Origin of the sequence: Micromonospora sp. NPDC005206 (assembly GCF_040608175.1) — a bacterium.
Lineage (GTDB): Bacteria > Actinomycetota > Actinomycetes > Mycobacteriales > Micromonosporaceae > Micromonospora.
Genome location: NZ_JBEXHU010000007.1, coordinates 228,482 through 245,940, shown reverse-complemented (window position 1 = coordinate 245,940; position 17,459 = coordinate 228,482). Strand labels below are relative to the sequence as shown.

The window sequence follows — 17,459 nt, the reverse complement described above, 5'->3', positions numbered from 1 at the left end:
GCGGCGGCGACGGTGCGGACTCTCAGGAGGCGGGCATGGCCGGGGCGCTTCGGCTGGGTGGGCGGACGTTCGCCCCCGGCGAGCTGGTGGTGATGGCGATCGTCAACCGCACGCCGGACTCGTTCTTCGACCGGGGCGCCACCTTCGCCGCCGACAGCGCGCTGCGCGCGGTCGAACGGGCCGTGGACGAGGGCGCGGCGATCATCGACATCGGCGGGGTGAAGGCCGGCCCCGGCGCCGAGGTGGACGTCGCCGAGGAGATCCGGCGCACGGTGGACACCATCGCCGCCGTCCGGGCCGCGTTTCCGGAGGTGGTCATCTCCATCGACACCTGGCGCGCCGAGGTGGCGGTGGAGGCCGTGGCGGCCGGCGCCGACCTGCTCAACGACACCTGGTCGGGCGCCGACCCGGCGCTCGCCCAGGTGGCCGCGCAGACCGGCGCCGGCCTGGTCTGCTCGCACGCCGGCGGGCTGGTCCCGCGAACCCGGCCGCACCGGGCCGCCTTCGACGACGTGGTCGCCGACGTGGTCGCGACGGTGACCGGCCTCGCCGAGCGCGCGGTGGCGGCGGGGGTACGCCCGGACGGAATCCTGATCGACCCGGCACACGACTTCGGTAAGAACACCCGGCACTCCCTGGAGATCACCCGCCGGCTGGACGAGTTGACCGGGACCGGCTGGCCGCTGCTGGTGGCGCTCTCCAACAAGGACTTCATCGGCGAGACCCTGGACCTGCCGGTGGCCGAACGGTTGGAGGGGACGCTCGCCGCGACGGCGATCTCCGCCTGGCTGGGTGCCCGGGTCTTCCGGGCCCACCAGGTCGCGCCCACCCGCCGGGTGCTGGACATGGTGGCCTCGATCCGCGGCGACCGGCCGCCAGCGGTGACCCGCCGGGGCCTGGCCTGACCGCTCGCCCGGCAACCGGCCGCGAACGGCCGGACGGACCGGCACGATCGCCGGAGGCCCGGGCGGTCAGGTCCAGCGCAGGATGTTCCTACGCCAGGCATAGAGGATGCCCAGCGCGAGCACCGCGACGAACACCGCCATCTCCACCACCGTGACCAGGCCGAAGCCCGGCCGGTCGAAGACGACCGCCCAGGGGAAGAGGAACACCGCCTCGACCGCGAAGAGGACGTAGAGGTAGGCGTAGACGTAGTAGCGGATCTGCATCTGCGCCCAGTCCGCGCCGACCGGGTCGAGCCCGCACTCGTAGCTGGTCCGCTTGCCGTGCGGCTCGGCCGGTCGGGCGGGACGTAACACCCGGTTGGCCGAGAATGCCGTAACGAAGAACAGGACGCTGGCGAGCAGCAAGAGCCCGAGCGTCGCGTACGAGCCCAGGTAACCGGTCACGTCCGGGAGCCTACCGCCCGCCCGAAAGGGCCGTCCCGAACACGTTACGGACTTGTTTCCGAATGGGACTAGTGCTCGAAGGCAACTGTTACCGAATACTGGACCCCCACCCATGTCACCGGAGGACAGATGGCCAGCGCGCAGGTTCCGCCCGGCTCCCGGGCCGCGGGGCGGCGTCCCGCGCCCCTGCTGGCGACCTCGCTCGCGCTCGGCCTGCTCGCGGCGCTCGCCGTGGCACCGGCCTGGGCCAGCGCGGCGACGCCGGACGCCAGCCCGGTCGCGGTGGTGAGCGATCCGGTGACCGAGCCCGAGCCCGTCCCCGAGACCACCCCGGCGGAGGAGCCCACCCCGACCGAAGAGCCCGGCGGCGATCCCCTGCCCACCGAGACGGCCCCGGAGACCACCGCACCGCCATCGGAGACGACGCCACCGGCCCCGCAGACCACCGCGCCGGACGTGACACCGGCGCCGACCACCGCCGCGCCCGCGCCGGGCAGCACCACCCGCCCACCCACGCCCGGACCACCGGCGCCCCCCGCGCCGTCAGCGCCCCCGGTCCGTCCGCCGGCACCGGGCCCGGACGCGCCGCCGCCGAACCCACTCGGCGTGCGGGTCACCACCGAGGACGTCACCCTCACGGGCGGGTACTGGAACGCCGCCAGCACCGCCACCACGCTGCGGGTCACGGTGACGAACACCGGCACCACCGCCCAGCGGATCCGACTCTCGTACACCCTGCCCGCCGGGCTGACCGACGCCGGGACGAAGGGCTGCACCGCCACCGGTGGTGGCGCGTACCGCTGCGGGGCCTGGACGGCCGAGGCGGGCGCTCGGTTCAGCAGCCTGCTCCGGCTGCGGGTCGCCGGCACCGCCTGGAAGCAGATGCCACTCAGCGGGTCCGTGCGGGTCACCGCGAGCGCGCCGGGAATCACCGGCGAGGCGGCCGACGTCCAGGGCTTCGCGGTGCTCTTCCCACCGGGCCCGCCGGTGCCCGGGATCTCGCTGGCCGCCGACGAGGTGAGCTTCGACATCAGCGGCGCGGCGAGCACCCTCGCGGTCCGGCTGGGCAACACCGGAACGGTGGACGCGGCCGGCCGGGTCGAGGTGGTCCTTCCGCCCGGGGTGAGCGTGCCGGCCCCACCGGCGGGCTGCGTGGCGATCGACCCGACCCGCACCCGGTGCGACACCGGCCCGGTGCCGGCGGGCAGGACCGCCGATCTGCGGCTGCCGCTGGAGGCGACCGCGCAGGCCCAGCAGGAGGCGCCGCTGTCCGGCGCGGTGATCGGGCAACTCGACCCGCGTAGCGGCCCGACCCGACAGGTGCAGATGAGTTTCCGGATCACCGCGGCCGCCGCGCTGGCCACCCCGGTGGTCTCCCCGCCCGCGCCCACCGGCTCGCAGGGCGTGCTCCCCGCCGGGGGTTCGGCCGACGACGGCGGGATGACCTCGGTGCAGCGCACCGCGATCACCCTGATCGTGATCTCCGCGTCGCTGGTGGTGCTGGCCCTCACGCTGGCCACCACCTCGCTGCGTCGCCGGCTCACCGACCCGACCACGGCCCGCACCGACTGACCGGCCACACCACGTGTCCGGCATGCGGCGAGGGTCGCTGGCGGGACGGCGACGGTGATCTGAATTACGGCGGGCTGCGCGAAACGCCGCAATACGGCGTAATCCTCAACCGGATCCGGTCCCAGTCGGCGGACCTCCGGGGAAGGTCGGGGGTCTGTTCGACGTAGGCTCTCAGGTGAGGAACGACAGCGGACCGGACCAGCCTGGAGCGGTGCGGTGCAGCGTTGCGTCAAGGAGGTCCCGTGACCGGGCAAGGCGAGGTCACCATCATGTTCAGCCGCCCGCGCGACCGCGCGCAGCGAAGCGAGGTGCAGGCGTGACCAAGCAGATCCGTCAACTCGACCGGGTGGTCATCCGGTTCGCCGGTGACTCCGGCGACGGCATGCAGCTGACCGGCGACCGGTTCACCTCGGAGACGGCGCAGCTCGGCAACGACATCTCCACACTGCCCAACTTCCCCGCCGAGATCCGGGCGCCCGCCGGCACCCTGCCCGGCGTGTCGAGCTTCCAGGTGCACTTCGCCGACTACGACATCCTCACCCCGGGCGACGCGCCCAACGTGCTGGTGGCGATGAACCCGGCGGCGCTCAAGGCCAACCTGGCCGACCTGCCCCGCGGCGCGGACATCATCGTCAACATCGACGAGTTCACCAAGCGCAACCTCGCCAAGGTCGGCTACCAGGCCAGCCCACTGGACGACGACTCGCTGGCCGGCTATGTCGTGCACCCGGTGGCGCTGACCTCGATGACCGTCGGCGCCCTGGCCGCGTACGACGTGTCCAAGAAGGACGCCGAGCGGTCGAAGAACATGTTCGCCCTCGGCCTGCTCTCCTGGATGTACTCCAGGCCCTACGAGTCGACGCTGCGCTTCCTGGAGCGTAAGTTCGCCGCCCGTCCCGAGCTGGTCGCGGCGAACGTGGCCGCCTTCAAGGCCGGCTGGAACTTCGGCGAGACCACCGAGGACTTCGCGGTCCGCTACGAGGTCAAGCCGGCGAAGATGCAGCCGGGCACCTACCGCAACATCACCGGCAACGCGGCGCTCTCGCTGGGTCTGGTCGCCGCCGGAGTCCGCTCCGGGCTGCCGGTCTTCCTCGGCGCGTACCCGATCACGCCAGCGTCGGACATCCTCCACGAGCTGAGCAAGCACAAGCGCTTCGGCGTGCTCACCATGCAGGCGGAGGACGAGATCGCCGCGGTCGGGGCGGCGCTGGGCGCGTCGTACGGCGGGTCGCTCGGGGTGACCACCACCAGTGGCCCCGGTGTGGCGCTCAAGAGCGAGACGATCTCCCTCGCGGTGGCGCTGGAGCTGCCGCTGGTGATCGTGGACGTGCAGCGCGCCGGCCCGTCGACGGGCATGCCGACCAAGACCGAGCAGGCCGACCTCAACATGGCGCTCTACGGCCGGCACGGCGAGGCACCCGTCGCGGTGATCGCGCCCAGGTCGCCGTCGGACTGCTTCTTCGCCGCGCTGGAGGCGGCCCGGATCGCGCTGACCTACCGCACCCCGGTGATCCTGCTCTCCGACAACTACGTCGCCAACGGCTCGGAGCCGTGGCTGCTGCCCGACGTGGAGTCGCTGCCCGACCTGCGGGTGGAGTTCGCCACCGAGCCCAACGGCGAGGACGGCACCACCTTCCTGCCCTACCTGCGCGACCCAGAGACCCTGGCCCGGCCGTGGGCGATCCCGGGTACGGCGGGCCTGGAGCACCGGATCGGCGGCTTGGAGAAGGCCGACAAGACCGGCGACATCTCCTACGACCCGGCCAACCACGACTTCATGGTCCGCACCCGCGCGGCCCGGATCGAGACGATCCCCGTGCCGGACATCGAGGTGGAGGACCCGGACGGCGACGCCCGCGTGCTGGTGCTCGGCTGGGGCTCGACGTACGGGCCGATCGGTGCGGCGTGCCGCCAGCTCCGCCAGCGTGGCCTGTCCATCGCCCAGGCGCACCTGCGGCACCTCGCCCCGATGCCCGCCAACCTGGCTGAGGTGCTGCGCTCCTACGATCGGGTGGTCATTCCGGAGATGAACCTGGGCCAGCTCGCCCACGTCATCCGGGCCCGCTACCTGGTCGACGCGATCAGCTACAACCAGGTCCGCGGCCTGCCGTTCACGTCCACGGAGCTGGAGACGACGCTGGAAGAGGTGCTGAAGAATGTCTGAGCCCGTCGCCCTCAAGCTGACCGCCAAGGACTTCAAGTCCGACCAGGAGGTCCGCTGGTGCCCCGGCTGCGGTGACTACGCGATCCTGGCGGCCATCCAGCAGTTCATGCCGGAGCTGAACATCCCCCGGGAGCGGACCGTCTTCGTCTCCGGCATCGGCTGCTCGTCCCGCTTCCCGTACTACATGAACACGTACGGGATGCACTCGATCCACGGCCGCGCTCCGGCGATCGCGACCGGCCTCTCGGTGTCCCGGCCCGACCTGTCGGTCTGGGTGGTCACCGGTGACGGTGACGCGCTCTCCATCGGCGGCAACCACCTGATCCACGCGCTGCGGCGCAACGTCAACCTCAAGATCCTGCTGTTCAACAACCGGATCTACGGGCTGACCAAGGGGCAGTACTCGCCCACCTCCGAGGTCGGGAAGATCACCAAGTCGACCCCGGCCGGTTCGGCGGACGCCCCGTTCAACCCGCTCTCCCTCGCGCTCGGCGCGGAGGCCAGCTTCGTCGGCCGGACCATCGACTCGGACCGCAAGCACCTGCAGTCGGTGTTGCGGGCTGCGGCCGAGCACCAGGGCTCCGCGTTCGTGGAGATCTACCAGAACTGCAACATCTTCAACGACGGGGCGTTCGACCAGCTCAAGGATCCGGCGACCCGGGACGACTACCTGATCCGCCTGGAGCACGGGCAGCCGATCACCTTCGGCGGCGCCGACGGCCGGTTCTGCGTGGTGCACCCGCCGGGCGGGTTCGGCCTGGAGGTCCGGGAGACCAGCTCGGTCCGCCCAGAGGAGATCGTCGTGCACGACGCAACGGTGGCCGACCCGGCGTACGCGTTCGCGCTGTCCCGACTGCCCGGCCTGGACCTGCGCAACACCCCGATCGGAGTGTTCCGCTCGGTGGACCGGCCGTCGTACGACAGCGTGGTGCAGAGCCAGCTCGCCGCCGCCAAGGCGAAGGTCACCGAGACCCCCGAGCAGCAGCTCGCCGGCCTGCTGGGCAGCGGCGACACCTGGACCATCCTCTGACCGGACGTTCCGAGCACGGCCGGGCCGGCGCCGGAACGTCCGCGAGCGTTATACCTCTGAGGCATAGATATGACTCTGAGGTATAACGCTCGTGACTGTGTTGGGCTGGCACGAGGGTTGGGCCGAGGAACCGCAGGGGCGCTCGTGGCAGCTGGACAGCGATGAGAAGGGGCCCGCAACCGATCCGGTTGCGGGCCCCTTCCGTTTGCGGTGGCGCAGACCTCGATCAGAAGATCGGGTTGAAACCGCCCCAGCCGCTGGAGATCACCTTGCCGCTCGCGTCGAGCCACTGGCCGTAGCCGTTGGTGGTGTAGAGACGCATCTGGTTGCTGCTGTTGACGCCCAACAGATCCATCATGTTGTCGCCGCTCCAGTCACCCGGAACCATGATGTTCTTGTAGTTGGCCCAGCCGCTGCCGATCTGGGTACCGGACGGGTTGGTCCAGCCGCCCGTGCCGTTGGACTGGTACATCTTCAGCACGCCCGTGGAGGTGCGGCCGATCAGCACCTCCAGCCCGTCACCCTTCCAGGCGCCCGGGGTGAGGAACAGGTTGAACCCGTTCCAGCCGGTGCCGATCCGGGTGCCCGACGGGTTCTCCCAACCGCCCGCACCGTTGCTGGTGTAGCGGATCAGGTCGCCGTTGGACTTGCGGACCATCAGGCTCGGCCGGTTGTTACCCAGCCAGTTGTTCGTCACCATGAGAGCGGTGAAACCCGCCCACCCGCTGCCAATCTTCCGGGCCCCGCCGACGAAGTTGCCCGCGCCGTCGGAGTCGTAGATGAACAGCTCACCGGTCGGCTTCATGGCCATGATGGACGGCTTGTTGTCGCCGTTCCAGTTGTAGACCCGGAAGACCCGGGTGAAGCCGGACCACCCCGCGTTGATCTTCCGCTTGTAGTAGAAGCCGCCACTACCGTCGTTGGAGAAGCCGCTGCCGTAGTACAGCTGGAGGTTGCCCGCGCTGTCCCGACCGATCAGGTCGGTGTGCCCGTCGCCGGACCAGTCGGCGTTGATCAGCTTCGGCCGGGTCAGGTCCGCCTTGATGGCGTTGCTGTAGTAGCTCAGCCGCTCGTAGTAACCCGGGGACGACCCGCACGGCTCGAAGCCCCAGTCGGTGATGCCGACCTGGACCCCGTTGACGAGCAGCGGACCGCCCGAGTCACCCCCGCAGGTGTCGCTGCCCGGCGTGGTGTCGGTGCCCGAACCGGCGCAGATCATCCGGTCGGATCGGTAGAGCGCGCCAGCTGCACAGTCCTCGTTGGACCGCATCGGGACGGTCGCCTTGCGCAGCCGGCTGTCCATCACCGCGTCGTTCGACGAGGTGACGCCGTAGCCCGCGATCTGGGCCGGCGTGCCGGCCGCGTACGGGCTCTGGTCGCCCTGGGCGCTCAGCGCCACCGGGGTGTACGCGCTGGGCAGGTTCTGCTTGAGCGTGAGGACCGAGACGTCGTCCAGGATCGGAGCGTAGGGGTCCTGGTACTGCTGGGCGATGTTCCAGCTCGGGTGGGTCCAGGTCGAGCTGACCTCGGCGACGTAACCGCTGCCGGGGATGATCTGACCGTTGCTGTCGAACAGCCGGTCCTTGCCGGCGAGGACCCGCGTGGTGCCGGGCCCGTCGGCGGTGCAGTGCGCGGCCGTCAGCACCTTGTTGGGGGCGATGATCGAGCCGGTGCACCAGTACCAGTAGTACTCCCCACCTTCCTCAATACTGGTGACGATGCCCACGATGTACGGAAACTCGGAGGCGCTCGCCAGACTTCCCTGGAAGACCTTGGGAGACGCAATCGAGCCGGACTCGAACGCCCGGCCCTTGGCGCCCGGCTCGGGAAGCGTGAGCTTCCCCTTGTGCAGGTTCGGCAACTTGCTGAACCGGTCCGGTTGGGAACTGCTCGCCGCGTCGTACACGTCGCCCCCGGCGGGGGCGGCGTGAGCACTGGTCGCGGGTGCGACCGCCGCCGCGCCCGCGAGAGCGAGGCCCGCCGCGACACCGGCGTACCACCGCCGTCGGGCTCCTGCGGATGTTGCCACTTCAGCCACTGATTGTTTCCCGTCGTCCGATTAACGAGGTACTCGGAACGGCCCGGATGAGATGCGTCCGAACGGACGGGAAGGTGACGACCGACGCCGGAGCCTCCGGCGCCGTGCGATTGTTCCCCCGTCGTGCCTGCGCCAGCGACACCGCGCGAGCACTCGCTGCGGCGACCTCATTGGCAGTTCCAAGCCGCCACACCGTAGCAAGCATCACGGCGCGAAAAAAGCTCCAAATAGAGGGTCTTCGCTCGGCCTAGGGGAGGAACGTGGGACCTCCGTCCGGGGGTGGCTGGCCTTCCGGCGCGGAACGGCCAGCCACCGTCCAGACCAGAGGTCTCGCTCAGCGCTGCGCGGAGGACGGCAGCCAGAGGTTGTCGATCTCCTTCTCGGTTGCCGCGAGGCTCGCCTCGTGCAGCGGGATCAGCTCGGCCATCGCCGGGACCGACGGGGCGAGGGTCAGCTCGGTGCTGATGAAGCGCGGCTCCATGCCGGTCAGCGCGAGGCCGTGCGGAAGCCACGGCTCGGCGTGGTCCCAGCCGTAGCGGGGCGTGCCCTCGCCGTAGCCACCACCCCGGGTGGCCAGCACGACGAACTCCCGCCCGCCGAGCAGACCCTGCTGGGAGGCCGGGTCGTACGCCAAACCGGGCACGATCAGGTGGTCGACCCAGGCCTTGACGCTGCTGGGCGCGCCGTAGTTGTAGAGCGGCAGCCCGAGCAGCACCACGTCGGCCTGCTTCACCTCGTGGATCAACTGCTCGCTGAGCTCCCAGGATTCGCGCTGCGCCGGGGTGTGCTCGTCGGGGGGCGTCATCCGGGCCAGGCCGCCCGCCGCGTCCAGGTGCGGCAGCGGCTCGGCGCCCAGATCTCGGTACGCCACCGTGCCGTTGGGGTGGGCCGCCTGCCAGACGGCGACAGCGCGGGCGGTGAGCCTCCGGCTGACGGACCATTCGCCACGGATGCTCGAGTCGATATGCAGCAGATGCATGATTCCTCCTCCAGGGATCGTTCGTGAAGCGCCAACTATTTATAGCAGGCCGATGTTCCATCAGCTCGGTAGACTGGGTCACATGCCCGCCGCATCGCTCGACTCTTCGGAGCACCGCTCCGGCCCGCTGCTGGACCATCTGGCCCGGCGTATGCGGCTGCGGTCCGAGTCGGTGCTGTCGCCGCTGGGCCTGCGGCCGCGGCATCTGGTCGCGCTCACCGTGCTGCGGGACGGCGGCGGCACCAGCCAGCAGGCGCTCGCCCGCACCCTGGCCATGGACGGCACCAACATCGTCGGGCTGCTCAACGACCTTGAGTCGATGCAGCTGGTCCAGCGGCGCCGCTCGGCCGCGGATCGCCGCCGGCACGTCGTCGAACTCACCGATGACGGGGCAAAACGCCTCAGCGAGGCCGAATGCGCCATCGCCGCCGTCGAGAACGAGGTGTTGGGGGCGTTGGAGCCCGACGATCGGGAGAAGCTCTACCTACTGCTCCGACAGGCCGCCAGCGGGACGACGGTCGCCTGCGAAGCGGTGATCCTCGAGGACACGTCTCCCGTCGACGGCCGCTGACGCCGTCGCAGCGGCGGGCGCCTCAGACCGCCGAGGTCGACTGGGGGCGGTCGTCGCGGACGTGCACCAGCATGTCGCCGGTCTCGATCACGGCGCCGGCCCGGTCGGCCAGGGTGACCACCTTGCCCCGCCGCACCAGGGCGATCACCAGAGAATCCAGCTCGCGCGGCGAACGACCCACCTCGTCCCGCTCCGCCGAGCGCATCGCCAGCGCCATGCCCTGACCCGGGGTGAGCAGGTCCTCCACCACGTCGATGAGCGGCGGGGCCGAGGTGGAGAGACCGAGCAGCCGACCGGCGGTGGCCGAGGAGACGATCACGTGGTGCGCACCGCTCTGCTTGAGCAGCGGGGCGTTCTCCGCCTCCCGGGCAGCCGCGATGATCCGGACCTGACCCGCGGTGAGCTGCCGCACGGTCAGCGCCACCAGCACCGAGGCGTCGTCGCTGTCGGTCGCGATGATCACTGCCTTCGCGTTCCGGACGTGCGCCTCGTTGAGCACGGACGACCGGGTCGCCGAGCCCTCGATCGCGACCAGTCCGGCAGAGGTGGCCTGCCGCAGGGCAGCGCTACTGCGCTCCACCACCACGATCCTCGACCGATCGAGGCCGTTCTCCAGCAGGGCGGAGACCGCGCTGCGGCCCTTGGTGCCGTAGCCGCAGATGATGACGTGGTCCTTCACGGTTCTCCTCCACCGCGACAGGCGACGGCCGGTCCGGTACTGATCGGTCAGGACTTCCAGGGTGGTACCGACCAGGATGATCAGGAAGAGCACCCGGGCGGGCGTGACGAAGAGGACGTTGACCAGCCGGGCCGACGGCGCGGCCGGGGTGATGTCCCCGTAGCCGGTGGTGGAGAGCGAGACGACCGCGTAGTAGAAGCAGTCGAGCAGCGTCAGGCCGTCCTCGTTGACGTCGCGGTAGCCGTCCCGGTCCAGGTAGACCGCGCTGACCACGGCCAGGACCAGGGCCAGCGCGGCGGCCAGCCGTAGGCTCAGCGCGCTCAGCGGACCCCGACGCTGCGCAGGGAAATGGATCACCGTCGAACCTGCTCCGCCACTGTCACCTGCACGCCCACAACATAGCTGGTGGGCCGTACGCCGCACGTCCGGGTCGCGCGGCGGACAACCGGCCCCGGGCCCGCACCCGACTACCTGACGACAACGACGAACCGGTGCGGGCCGGCAGACGGAGGGGGCGCGACCCTCGTGACGACAAGCGGCGGACGGCGAGCCGAGGCCGACGACGAATACACCGAGTACGTGAGATCCCGGATGGTCCAGTGGCGACGGACCGCGTACCTCATGTGCGGGGACTGGGACCGGGGCGACGACATCCTGCAACGGGTGCTCACCGAGCTGTACCGCTCCTGGAGCCGAGTGCGGCAGGCCGATCACCTGGACGCCCTGGTCCGCACCATGCTGCTGCGGCGGCTGATCGACGAGCGGCGGTTGCGCTGGTCCCGGGTACGGCTCGGCGCCGCACTGCCCGACGTGTCGACGGCCGCCACCGACCCGACCGACCGGATCACCCTGGTCGGCGCGTTGCGACAGGTGCCTCCACGCCAACGCGCGGTGCTGGTCCTGCGGTACTTCCAGGATCTCAGCGTCGAGGAGACCGCCCGGGCCATGGGCTGCACGACGGGAACCGTCAAGAGTCAGACCGCGAAGGGTCTGGCCACCCTGCGCACCCTGCTGTCCACCAGCCTGACCGGCAACTGAGAGGAGCGACGATGCTGGATGAACGCCAGATTGGCGACCTGATGCTGGCCGAGATCGAATCGGCGGAGCGACCCTCCGCGGTGTTGGACGTGGACCGGGCGATGACCGCCGCGCGGCGGCAGCGCCGCCGCGCACAGGGGGTCGGTGCGGCGCTGCTGGTGGCGGCGCTGGCCGTCGGCGGGCTGACCGTCCCCGACCTGTTCGCCCCGGAGGGCCCGCCGGCACCGTCCGGTGCGGCAGCCCCCGCCGGCCAGACCGGTCTGCCGGCCGCACTCACCGCGGTGGATCCACAACGCGTGTACGTCCGGTTCGGCTGGCTGCCGGACGGGTTGCCCAATCTCCAGTACCAGGCCGGGCTGCTGCTCTCCGGTCCCGGGGTCTACCTCGGCGCGTCCAACGCCCCCGGCAGTGACCAGCGGCGGAGCGTCAGCGTCGACCTCTACCCGAAGGGAGTGGAGCCACCGGCACCGCAGCGCGACAGCGGGCAGCCGGCCACCGTGACCGACACCAGCGACGGGCCCGACCTGAACGGCGGGGCCAGCACCTTCACCGCGTACGGCGGCGCCGAGGCGCCGGAGGCCATCCTGCGCTGGCGGTACGCCCCGGACGGCTGGGCACAGCTCCGGGTGGTCGGCACCGGACCGGACGTACGGGGCACCGCGGTACAGGTTGCCCGATCGCTGCGATTCGGCGCGGACACCGTCCCGATGCCGGCGACCGTGGCGGGACTGCCCACCAACCTTCGGATGATCACGGTCAACGTGTCCGAGTCACTGGACGAGCCCCGGTCCTGGTACGCCGGGTGGACCTGGACCGCGCAGCCGACCACCGCCGAGCCCCAGTGGCAGCGGGCCCGAACGCTGTCCGTCGGGGTCTCCCGCTACCGCCACATCACCGATCCCGCCGACAATGAGTACGTCGACCCGAACACCACCGTCGACGGGCACCAGGCGCGGTTCGGTGGACAGGACGGCAACGAGTCGCTGACCGTCTACGACGTGAACGGGGCGAACGTGTCGTTCGACGACAGCGCCCTGCTGCCCGCCGGCGGCACCCGGGCCCTGTTCCGGCACATCACGCTGACTCGGGACCCGGCCGACTGGCACACCCACCTGACCCGATGAACCGTCGGGCCCGCGCCAAGCCGCGGGGCGGGCCCGGACGGGTCGGCCCCGACGGCCGGCAACGGGCATGATGGGGGTGGCCAAACCGACGACCGCGAGAGTGAGGTCCGCATGTCGTTGCTGCGACGAGTGATCGGCGGGGTGCTGCGCCGCCTGCGCCAGAGCCAGGGCCGCACGCTGCGCGAGGTGGCCGCGTCCGCCGGCGTCTCCGTGCCGTACCTGTCAGAGGTCGAGCGGGGCCGCAAGGAGGCCTCGTCGGAGGTGCTCGCGGCGATCTGCCGGGCGCTCGGCATCCGCCTCTCCGACCTGCTGGAGGAGGCCCGCGACGATCTGCGCCGGGTCGAGCCGCGCATCCCGGCCGCGCCGCGGGCGGTGCTGAGCCGGCTCGAGCGGGTCGAGGTGGCTCGACGGGACGCCGGCAACCACACACTGCGGGTGGGCCCGCGCACCGCCGGGCCGATCCTGCACCGGGGGCCGGGGGCGGCCGGCCCGACCCTGCACGTCGGCGCGATGGCCTCCGCCGGTGGCTTGCGCCCCGGTCCGCGTACCGCCGCCCTGCGGGGCTGTGCGCGGGCCCGGGCGGGTGCGCGGCGGCTGACCGCCGCGTAGGCCGCGCGGGTTCTGCCGTCGGCGGATCTGCCGGCGGAAGAATCCCTGGGCCAGCCACCGTCGCCGCGCGCACGCTGGAGGGGCCGGTCCACCGGGCGGTCCCACCGCCCGCCGGCACGGCGGAGGGCGACTGCGAATGATCGACAATGGTGTACGGATGCTGGACGGCGGGCAGCCGTCCTTCGGTGATCAAGTGTTCGAGCGGCTGCTGCGGGAGCGCATCGTCTTCCTCGGCACCGAGGTGACCGAGGAATCAGCCAACCAGATCTGCGCGCAGATCCTGCTGCTCGCCGCCGAGGACGCCGAGCGGGACATCTACCTCTACATCAACTCGCCGGGCGGCTCGGTGAGCGCCGGGATGGCGGTCTACGACACAATGCGCTACGTCCGCAACGACGTGGCCACGCTGGCGCTGGGGTTCGCCGGTTCGATGGGGCAGTTCCTGCTGTGCGCCGGCGCGGCCGGCAAGCGGTACGCGCTGCCGCACTCGCGGGTGATGATGCACCAGCCATCCGGCGGGATGGGCGGCACCGCCTCGGACATCACCATCCAGGCGGAGAACATGCTGCACGTGAAGCGGACCATGCAGGAGTTGATCGCACAGCACAGTGGACGGACGCTGGACGAGGTCCAGCGGGACTGGGACCGGGACCGCTGGTTCACGGCCGAACAGGCCTTGGAGTACGGCCTGATCGACCACGTGCTCACCCGCGCCGAGCAGCTACCGTCGGTCTGACCTGTGCCAACGCCGGACGCGGCCCCCTCGATCCGCGTCCGACCAGGCACGAGCGGGCCTGAGTGGTGCCGGCCCCGATACGTCCGAGCCTATTCCCGCCGGTGGGAATAGGCTCGGCTGGAGAGGCGCAGCGCATTTCCACAGATTCTCGTTACAGAGATCGGCGTAAATCTGATGCGCCCCCAGCCACCGACACCTCGGCATCGCGATGGGGGTGATGCTGGAGAAAGGCGGCCAGCGGCGGTCCGTTAGGGTCGCGTCTATGCGTCGACTGATCCCAACCCTTTCGATCGCCCTCGCCGCCGCCCTCGTGGCTGGCTGTGGCACCAACTCCACCGGCGACTCCGCCGCACCCGCAACGTCCACAGCGGACCCGGTCACCGCCATCCGGCAGGCCATGGATCGCAGCCTCGCCGACACGGTCACCATGGACGCCTCGATCAAGGCCGGCACCCAGTCGATCACGCTCAGCGGAAAGATGGACCCCGCCTCCCGGGCGGTCCAGGTCACCGGCAATGCCCCGGAGCCGATGGAGGCCCGGCTGATCGACGACGCGGCCTACATCAAGTCGGACTCGCTCGAGGGCGAGAAGCCGTGGATGAAGATCGACCTCAGCAAGCTCAAGCCGACCAGCTCGCTGCGCCAGTCCTTCGACCTCAAGGCGCAGACCGGCATCATCGGCGGCGTCGTGTCGGCGCAGGATGCGGGCGGCGGCCGCTACACCGGCACCGCCGACCTGGGCAAGGCGGCCGAGGCCGCCAGTTCCGATAGCGGCATGCGCCAGGGCCTGGAGTCGTCCGCGAAGCTGGCGAAGGACCCGACGGCGATCCCGTTCGAAGCGACTGTCGACGCCGATGGCCGCCTCACCGCGCTGTCCTACACGATCGCCACGAAGACGGTGGGCGACCTGGTCACCGACATGCGCATGAGCGACTTCGGCGAGAAGGTCTCGGTGACCGTACCGCCCGCCAACGAGACCGAGCCCGCCTCCGCGGAGATGTACAAGTTCCTCTGATTCCCGATAGAACGCGGTGCCCTCCGGATGGTCCGGAGGGCACCGACCGTTTCTGCGGGAACACCACCGCCGCGATCAGCCATCGCGATCGGCCGCGTACGAGGCCGGCGGTAGGGCGCTCTTTGCCGTCGTCGTGGCGAGGAGCCCGCACACGGCGGTGGCCAGTCCGAGGGCGACCGCGGCCGGGTTGACGTACCCCGGCACGGACGACGTGACGTACGTGTCGCCACCGTCGAGGTGGCATTCGAAACGGAGCGGCAGGTAGCTGACCCCGTACCCGGTGACCTGGCTCGCCAGTTGCGTCCCGGCTTCCCGACACGGCTGGATCGGGAAGGAGCCAGCTCCCCCGTCCTCCTCCGCCTGCATCACCGCGACGCCGACGTGGAGCAGTCCCCACGCGTACATGGCGACGGCGGCGGCGCCGACGAGGAGCGCCGCCGCCCGCAGCCGCGCCGGCCGGGAGCGCCCGCCTCTACGAAACACCGCGACGAGCCCCCGAACGGTGAGGACCACCGTAGTGACGGCGCCGCCGAGCGCGGCGAGGAGCAACACGAGAAAAAGCATGGCGCCGTCCTTGGTCTCGCGGGGTCGTCACGGCGCCGAACGGGCGGCGCGGTGACTCAGCCCAGGTCCTGTCAGCAGTCGAACGGTCGACTGCTTCGGGAACCCAATCACCCGCTGACGGCCACTGTCCAAGACCGCACGTCTGTCGGTCCGATAGGCGTCCGGATATCAGCCCTGCCTGTGGGGGTCTGCGGGTCGTCCCGGCGGGAGGCACGGCGGGAGGCATCCAGAGCCGAAGCCCCCGTCGCCACGGCCGGGAGCGCCTTCGCCTCGCCTCGCCTACCTGGATCTTGCCCCAGAGGTCATCAGCGGAGTGGAGTGGGGAGAGGCACTTCCCCGCTCAGCGCCTTCTCAGCCAACTCGATGCGCTGGCGGTGGAGCGCGTCGTCGCTCAAAGGGTGGCCAGGCACGTTGACACAGCGTTGGGCTGCCAGGGCATCGCAAACCGGACATTGAAGGAACATCCCGCCGGATGGCACCAGTTCGACACCTTGAGCCAGGGCCGCTCGGCCGATCTTGACGATCGCCCTGTAAAGGTCGTAGTCCTGGTGCCGCGCAGCGGCAGCGGCCACCGCCCGCATCCCTTCCCAGAACTGTTCGGCGGCCCTTGGTTCGTCTACGTCGATGCGCACGATTGCGCATCCCCGCCCTCTGACCGGCCAAACCTCACGGTGTTGCTGTCCACATGGTGGGTTTGTGTATGGTCCGTCGGTGGTCTTGGGGAGATCCTGTTGCCGGCGTGGCTTGCCGTGACGCCGATATCGCGGTGGCCGGTGCTCGCGCCGGCAGTCGCGGTCGGGGTGCTGGTGCTCGGCCTGGCGCTCAACGCCGCAACGATCATTTACGACCTTACGCGTTACGACGCCGTGTACTACGTGCCGCCCGGGGAGGCGTCCAACCGGAGTGGTTCTGCAGACCTCGGCATCCAAGTCGTCAATCAACTGGCCTTGGTTCTGTCCGGCCTGGCCGTGGCTGGCCTGCTCCTGTCCATGGCGGGGCTCGTGCGCGGCAGGACGTTGGCACATGTGACGACCTGCATCCTGACCGCTCCATTCGCTCTTTGCTGTGGCCTGACGTTCATCAACGATCCAGGCTCATCCGCTGAAAACCCGGGGCATATCTGGGCGCCGACCTGGGTTCGCGTTGGCGATGCGCTGGTGCTACCCCTGCTTGTGGGCGCGGCAACCGTCGTCGTGATCCTGCTGTTTGTCCCGGCGGTGCACCGGCGCTTCCACCCGTCCGGTCGGCAGCGCGACCCGCGAGGGCTCCGTCATCACGAATAGCTGAGCCGTTGCTGGGCTGCCACCGCAGGCCGGCTCCTAGCGGAGCCGGTGCGTGTTTCCTGCTCAGGTAGCTTTCTGGCTGATCATCGAGGTGCCCCCGGCAGGATTCGAACCTGCGACACACGGTTTAGGAAACCGATGCTCTATCCCCTGAGCTACGGGGGCGCGAGTGGCCAGTGTAGCGACCTGCGGGTCGACCCGCGTTGGCAGGGAGTGACCGGCGTTGACCTGGGTTGACCCGGCGAACCGCCCAGGCCGACGACCACACGCGGATCACACCGGACGGGCCTGCGACCATGATCGTTGACCCAGATTGACCCCCAGTGGCAGGGATTAGCCCGGGCTGGTTTCCGCTGGAGATCACACTACGTACACATCAGTAAGATCAATAAGGGTCCATCGGCGGACCCTCGCTTCGCCTCGCACCCCACGCCCGACCGCACCCTCGTTGAGACCTCGCCACCCACGACGCGGCCCTAACACCCACGAGGAGCAGCTGATCGCGCGGCTGCAACGCCACGGGCTGAACGGCACGTCGTGGCCCATCGGGCTGCTCGGTCAGACTCCGGGCATCGTGACCTGCACCTGGGACGGCGGACGTTGACGGTGGCGTCCAGTAACGGCTGCTCTGAGACGAAACGTGGATCGTGGCCACTACGGCAGCAACTCCCGGCGGCGCCGGCGCTTCGTCGTCGCCGACCGCGCCAC

General features: G+C 70.5%; 16 protein-coding genes and 1 tRNA gene. 11 read left to right on the top strand and 6 right to left on the bottom strand.

The genetic code is table 11. The annotated features are described in order from the left end of the window. Nucleotides 1-35: 35 nt before the first annotated feature. Nucleotides 36-905 (top strand): dihydropteroate synthase, encoded by an 870-nt coding sequence (gene folP, locus ABZU69_RS12950; RefSeq protein ID WP_354964547.1) that lies wholly within the window; start codon nucleotides 36-38, stop codon nucleotides 903-905. Between the two features lie 66 nt (nucleotides 906-971). Here folP and ndhC read toward each other — a convergent pair whose 3' ends face one another. Continuing rightward, entirely contained in the window at nucleotides 972-1,349 is a 378-nt protein-coding gene (ndhC, locus tag ABZU69_RS12945; protein ID WP_074316464.1) for an NADH-quinone oxidoreductase subunit A, read from the bottom strand. Between the two features lie 129 nt (nucleotides 1,350-1,478). Between ndhC and ABZU69_RS12940 the strand changes: the two genes are divergently transcribed. From ABZU69_RS12940 to ABZU69_RS12930, 3 genes are all read left to right on the top strand, one after another. After that, the gene (locus ABZU69_RS12940; protein WP_354964546.1) at nucleotides 1,479-2,921 is read left to right on the top strand and encodes a hypothetical protein; all 1,443 of its coding nucleotides are present in this window, start codon (nucleotides 1,479-1,481) and stop codon (nucleotides 2,919-2,921) included. A gap of 316 nt (nucleotides 2,922-3,237) precedes the next feature. Continuing rightward, on the top strand, nucleotides 3,238-5,085 hold the full coding sequence (locus tag ABZU69_RS12935) for a 2-oxoacid:acceptor oxidoreductase subunit alpha (RefSeq protein ID WP_354964545.1): 1,848 nt from the start codon (nucleotides 3,238-3,240) through the stop codon (nucleotides 5,083-5,085). Continuing rightward, nucleotides 5,078-6,115: a 2-oxoacid:ferredoxin oxidoreductase subunit beta gene (locus ABZU69_RS12930; protein ID WP_354964544.1), complete on the top strand. Its 1,038-nt coding sequence runs from the start codon at nucleotides 5,078-5,080 to the stop codon at nucleotides 6,113-6,115. Before ABZU69_RS12935 ends, ABZU69_RS12930 begins: the two co-directional genes overlap by 8 nt. A gap of 226 nt (nucleotides 6,116-6,341) precedes the next feature. On the opposite strand, the gene ABZU69_RS12925 is transcribed toward ABZU69_RS12930, so the two are convergent. Together ABZU69_RS12925 and ABZU69_RS12920 are read right to left on the bottom strand one after the other, a co-directional pair. Then, nucleotides 6,342-8,144, bottom strand: a complete 1,803-nt coding sequence (locus tag ABZU69_RS12925) for a trypsin-like serine protease (RefSeq protein WP_354964543.1) — start codon at nucleotides 8,142-8,144, stop codon at nucleotides 6,342-6,344. A gap of 343 nt (nucleotides 8,145-8,487) precedes the next feature. Continuing rightward, complete coding sequence (locus ABZU69_RS12920; protein ID WP_354964542.1) at nucleotides 8,488-9,132, bottom strand: NAD(P)H-dependent oxidoreductase; 645 nt, start codon at nucleotides 9,130-9,132, stop codon at nucleotides 8,488-8,490. 82 nt (nucleotides 9,133-9,214) lie between these two features. Here ABZU69_RS12920 and ABZU69_RS12915 point away from each other — a divergent pair, with 82 nt between their 5' ends. Continuing rightward, nucleotides 9,215-9,703: a MarR family winged helix-turn-helix transcriptional regulator gene (locus ABZU69_RS12915; protein WP_354964541.1), complete on the top strand. Its 489-nt coding sequence runs from the start codon at nucleotides 9,215-9,217 to the stop codon at nucleotides 9,701-9,703. 22 nt (nucleotides 9,704-9,725) lie between these two features. Here ABZU69_RS12915 and ABZU69_RS12910 read toward each other — a convergent pair whose 3' ends face one another. Beyond that, entirely contained in the window at nucleotides 9,726-10,739 is a 1,014-nt protein-coding gene (locus ABZU69_RS12910; protein WP_354964540.1) for a potassium channel family protein, read from the bottom strand. A gap of 168 nt (nucleotides 10,740-10,907) precedes the next feature. On the opposite strand from ABZU69_RS12910, the gene ABZU69_RS12905 reads away from it, so the two are divergent. The 5 genes from ABZU69_RS12905 to ABZU69_RS12885 all read left to right on the top strand — a co-directional run bounded on the left by ABZU69_RS12905 (nucleotide 10,908) and on the right by ABZU69_RS12885 (nucleotide 14,904). Beyond that, entirely contained in the window at nucleotides 10,908-11,420 is a 513-nt protein-coding gene (locus ABZU69_RS12905) for a SigE family RNA polymerase sigma factor (RefSeq protein WP_354964539.1), read from the top strand. Between the two features lie 11 nt (nucleotides 11,421-11,431). Continuing rightward, a complete protein-coding gene (locus ABZU69_RS12900; RefSeq protein WP_354964538.1) occupies nucleotides 11,432-12,544 on the top strand; it encodes a hypothetical protein in 1,113 nt (370 codons plus the stop codon). A gap of 111 nt (nucleotides 12,545-12,655) precedes the next feature. Continuing rightward, on the top strand, nucleotides 12,656-13,153 hold the full coding sequence (locus tag ABZU69_RS12895) for a helix-turn-helix domain-containing protein (RefSeq protein WP_354964537.1): 498 nt from the start codon (nucleotides 12,656-12,658) through the stop codon (nucleotides 13,151-13,153). A 136-nt stretch (nucleotides 13,154-13,289) separates the two neighbouring features. After that, entirely contained in the window at nucleotides 13,290-13,889 is a 600-nt protein-coding gene (locus tag ABZU69_RS12890; protein ID WP_354964536.1) for an ATP-dependent Clp protease proteolytic subunit, read from the top strand. 208 nt (nucleotides 13,890-14,097) lie between these two features. Beyond that, nucleotides 14,098-14,904, top strand: a complete 807-nt coding sequence (locus ABZU69_RS12885) for a hypothetical protein (RefSeq protein WP_354964535.1) — start codon at nucleotides 14,098-14,100, stop codon at nucleotides 14,902-14,904. A 75-nt stretch (nucleotides 14,905-14,979) separates the two neighbouring features. Here the strand turns inward: ABZU69_RS12885 and ABZU69_RS12880 are convergent, their stop codons facing one another. Next, entirely contained in the window at nucleotides 14,980-15,468 is a 489-nt protein-coding gene (locus ABZU69_RS12880) for a hypothetical protein (protein ID WP_354964534.1), read from the bottom strand. A gap of 374 nt (nucleotides 15,469-15,842) precedes the next feature. Between ABZU69_RS12880 and ABZU69_RS12875 the strand changes: the two genes are divergently transcribed. Further along, complete coding sequence (locus tag ABZU69_RS12875) at nucleotides 15,843-16,751, top strand: hypothetical protein (RefSeq protein ID WP_354964533.1); 909 nt, start codon at nucleotides 15,843-15,845, stop codon at nucleotides 16,749-16,751. A 92-nt stretch (nucleotides 16,752-16,843) separates the two neighbouring features. On the opposite strand, the gene ABZU69_RS12870 is transcribed toward ABZU69_RS12875, so the two are convergent. Then, nucleotides 16,844-16,916: transfer RNA gene (locus tag ABZU69_RS12870), tRNA-Arg, on the bottom strand. Nucleotides 16,917-17,459 lie beyond the last annotated feature (543 nt).

What these genes read in the sequence shown, in the direction of transcription:
- ABZU69_RS12940 (WP_354964546.1), top strand. Translation starts at nt 1,479, where the DNA reads ATGGCCAGCGCGCAGGTTCCGCCCGGCTCCCGGGCCGCGGGGCGGCGT.
- ABZU69_RS12885 (WP_354964535.1), top strand. Translation starts at nt 14,098, where the DNA reads ATGGGGGTGATGCTGGAGAAAGGCGGCCAGCGGCGGTCCGTTAGGGTC.
- ABZU69_RS12930 (WP_354964544.1), top strand. Translation starts at nt 5,078, where the DNA reads ATGTCTGAGCCCGTCGCCCTCAAGCTGACCGCCAAGGACTTCAAGTCC.
- ABZU69_RS12900 (WP_354964538.1), top strand. Translation starts at nt 11,432, where the DNA reads ATGCTGGATGAACGCCAGATTGGCGACCTGATGCTGGCCGAGATCGAA.
- ABZU69_RS12920 (WP_354964542.1), bottom strand. Translation starts at nt 9,132, where the DNA reads ATGCATCTGCTGCATATCGACTCGAGCATCCGTGGCGAATGGTCCGTC.
- ABZU69_RS12915 (WP_354964541.1), top strand. Translation starts at nt 9,215, where the DNA reads ATGCCCGCCGCATCGCTCGACTCTTCGGAGCACCGCTCCGGCCCGCTG.
- ABZU69_RS12890 (WP_354964536.1), top strand. Translation starts at nt 13,290, where the DNA reads ATGATCGACAATGGTGTACGGATGCTGGACGGCGGGCAGCCGTCCTTC.
- ABZU69_RS12895 (WP_354964537.1), top strand. Translation starts at nt 12,656, where the DNA reads ATGTCGTTGCTGCGACGAGTGATCGGCGGGGTGCTGCGCCGCCTGCGC.
- folP (WP_354964547.1), top strand. Translation starts at nt 36, where the DNA reads ATGGCCGGGGCGCTTCGGCTGGGTGGGCGGACGTTCGCCCCCGGCGAG.
- ABZU69_RS12880 (WP_354964534.1), bottom strand. Translation starts at nt 15,468, where the DNA reads ATGCTTTTTCTCGTGTTGCTCCTCGCCGCGCTCGGCGGCGCCGTCACT.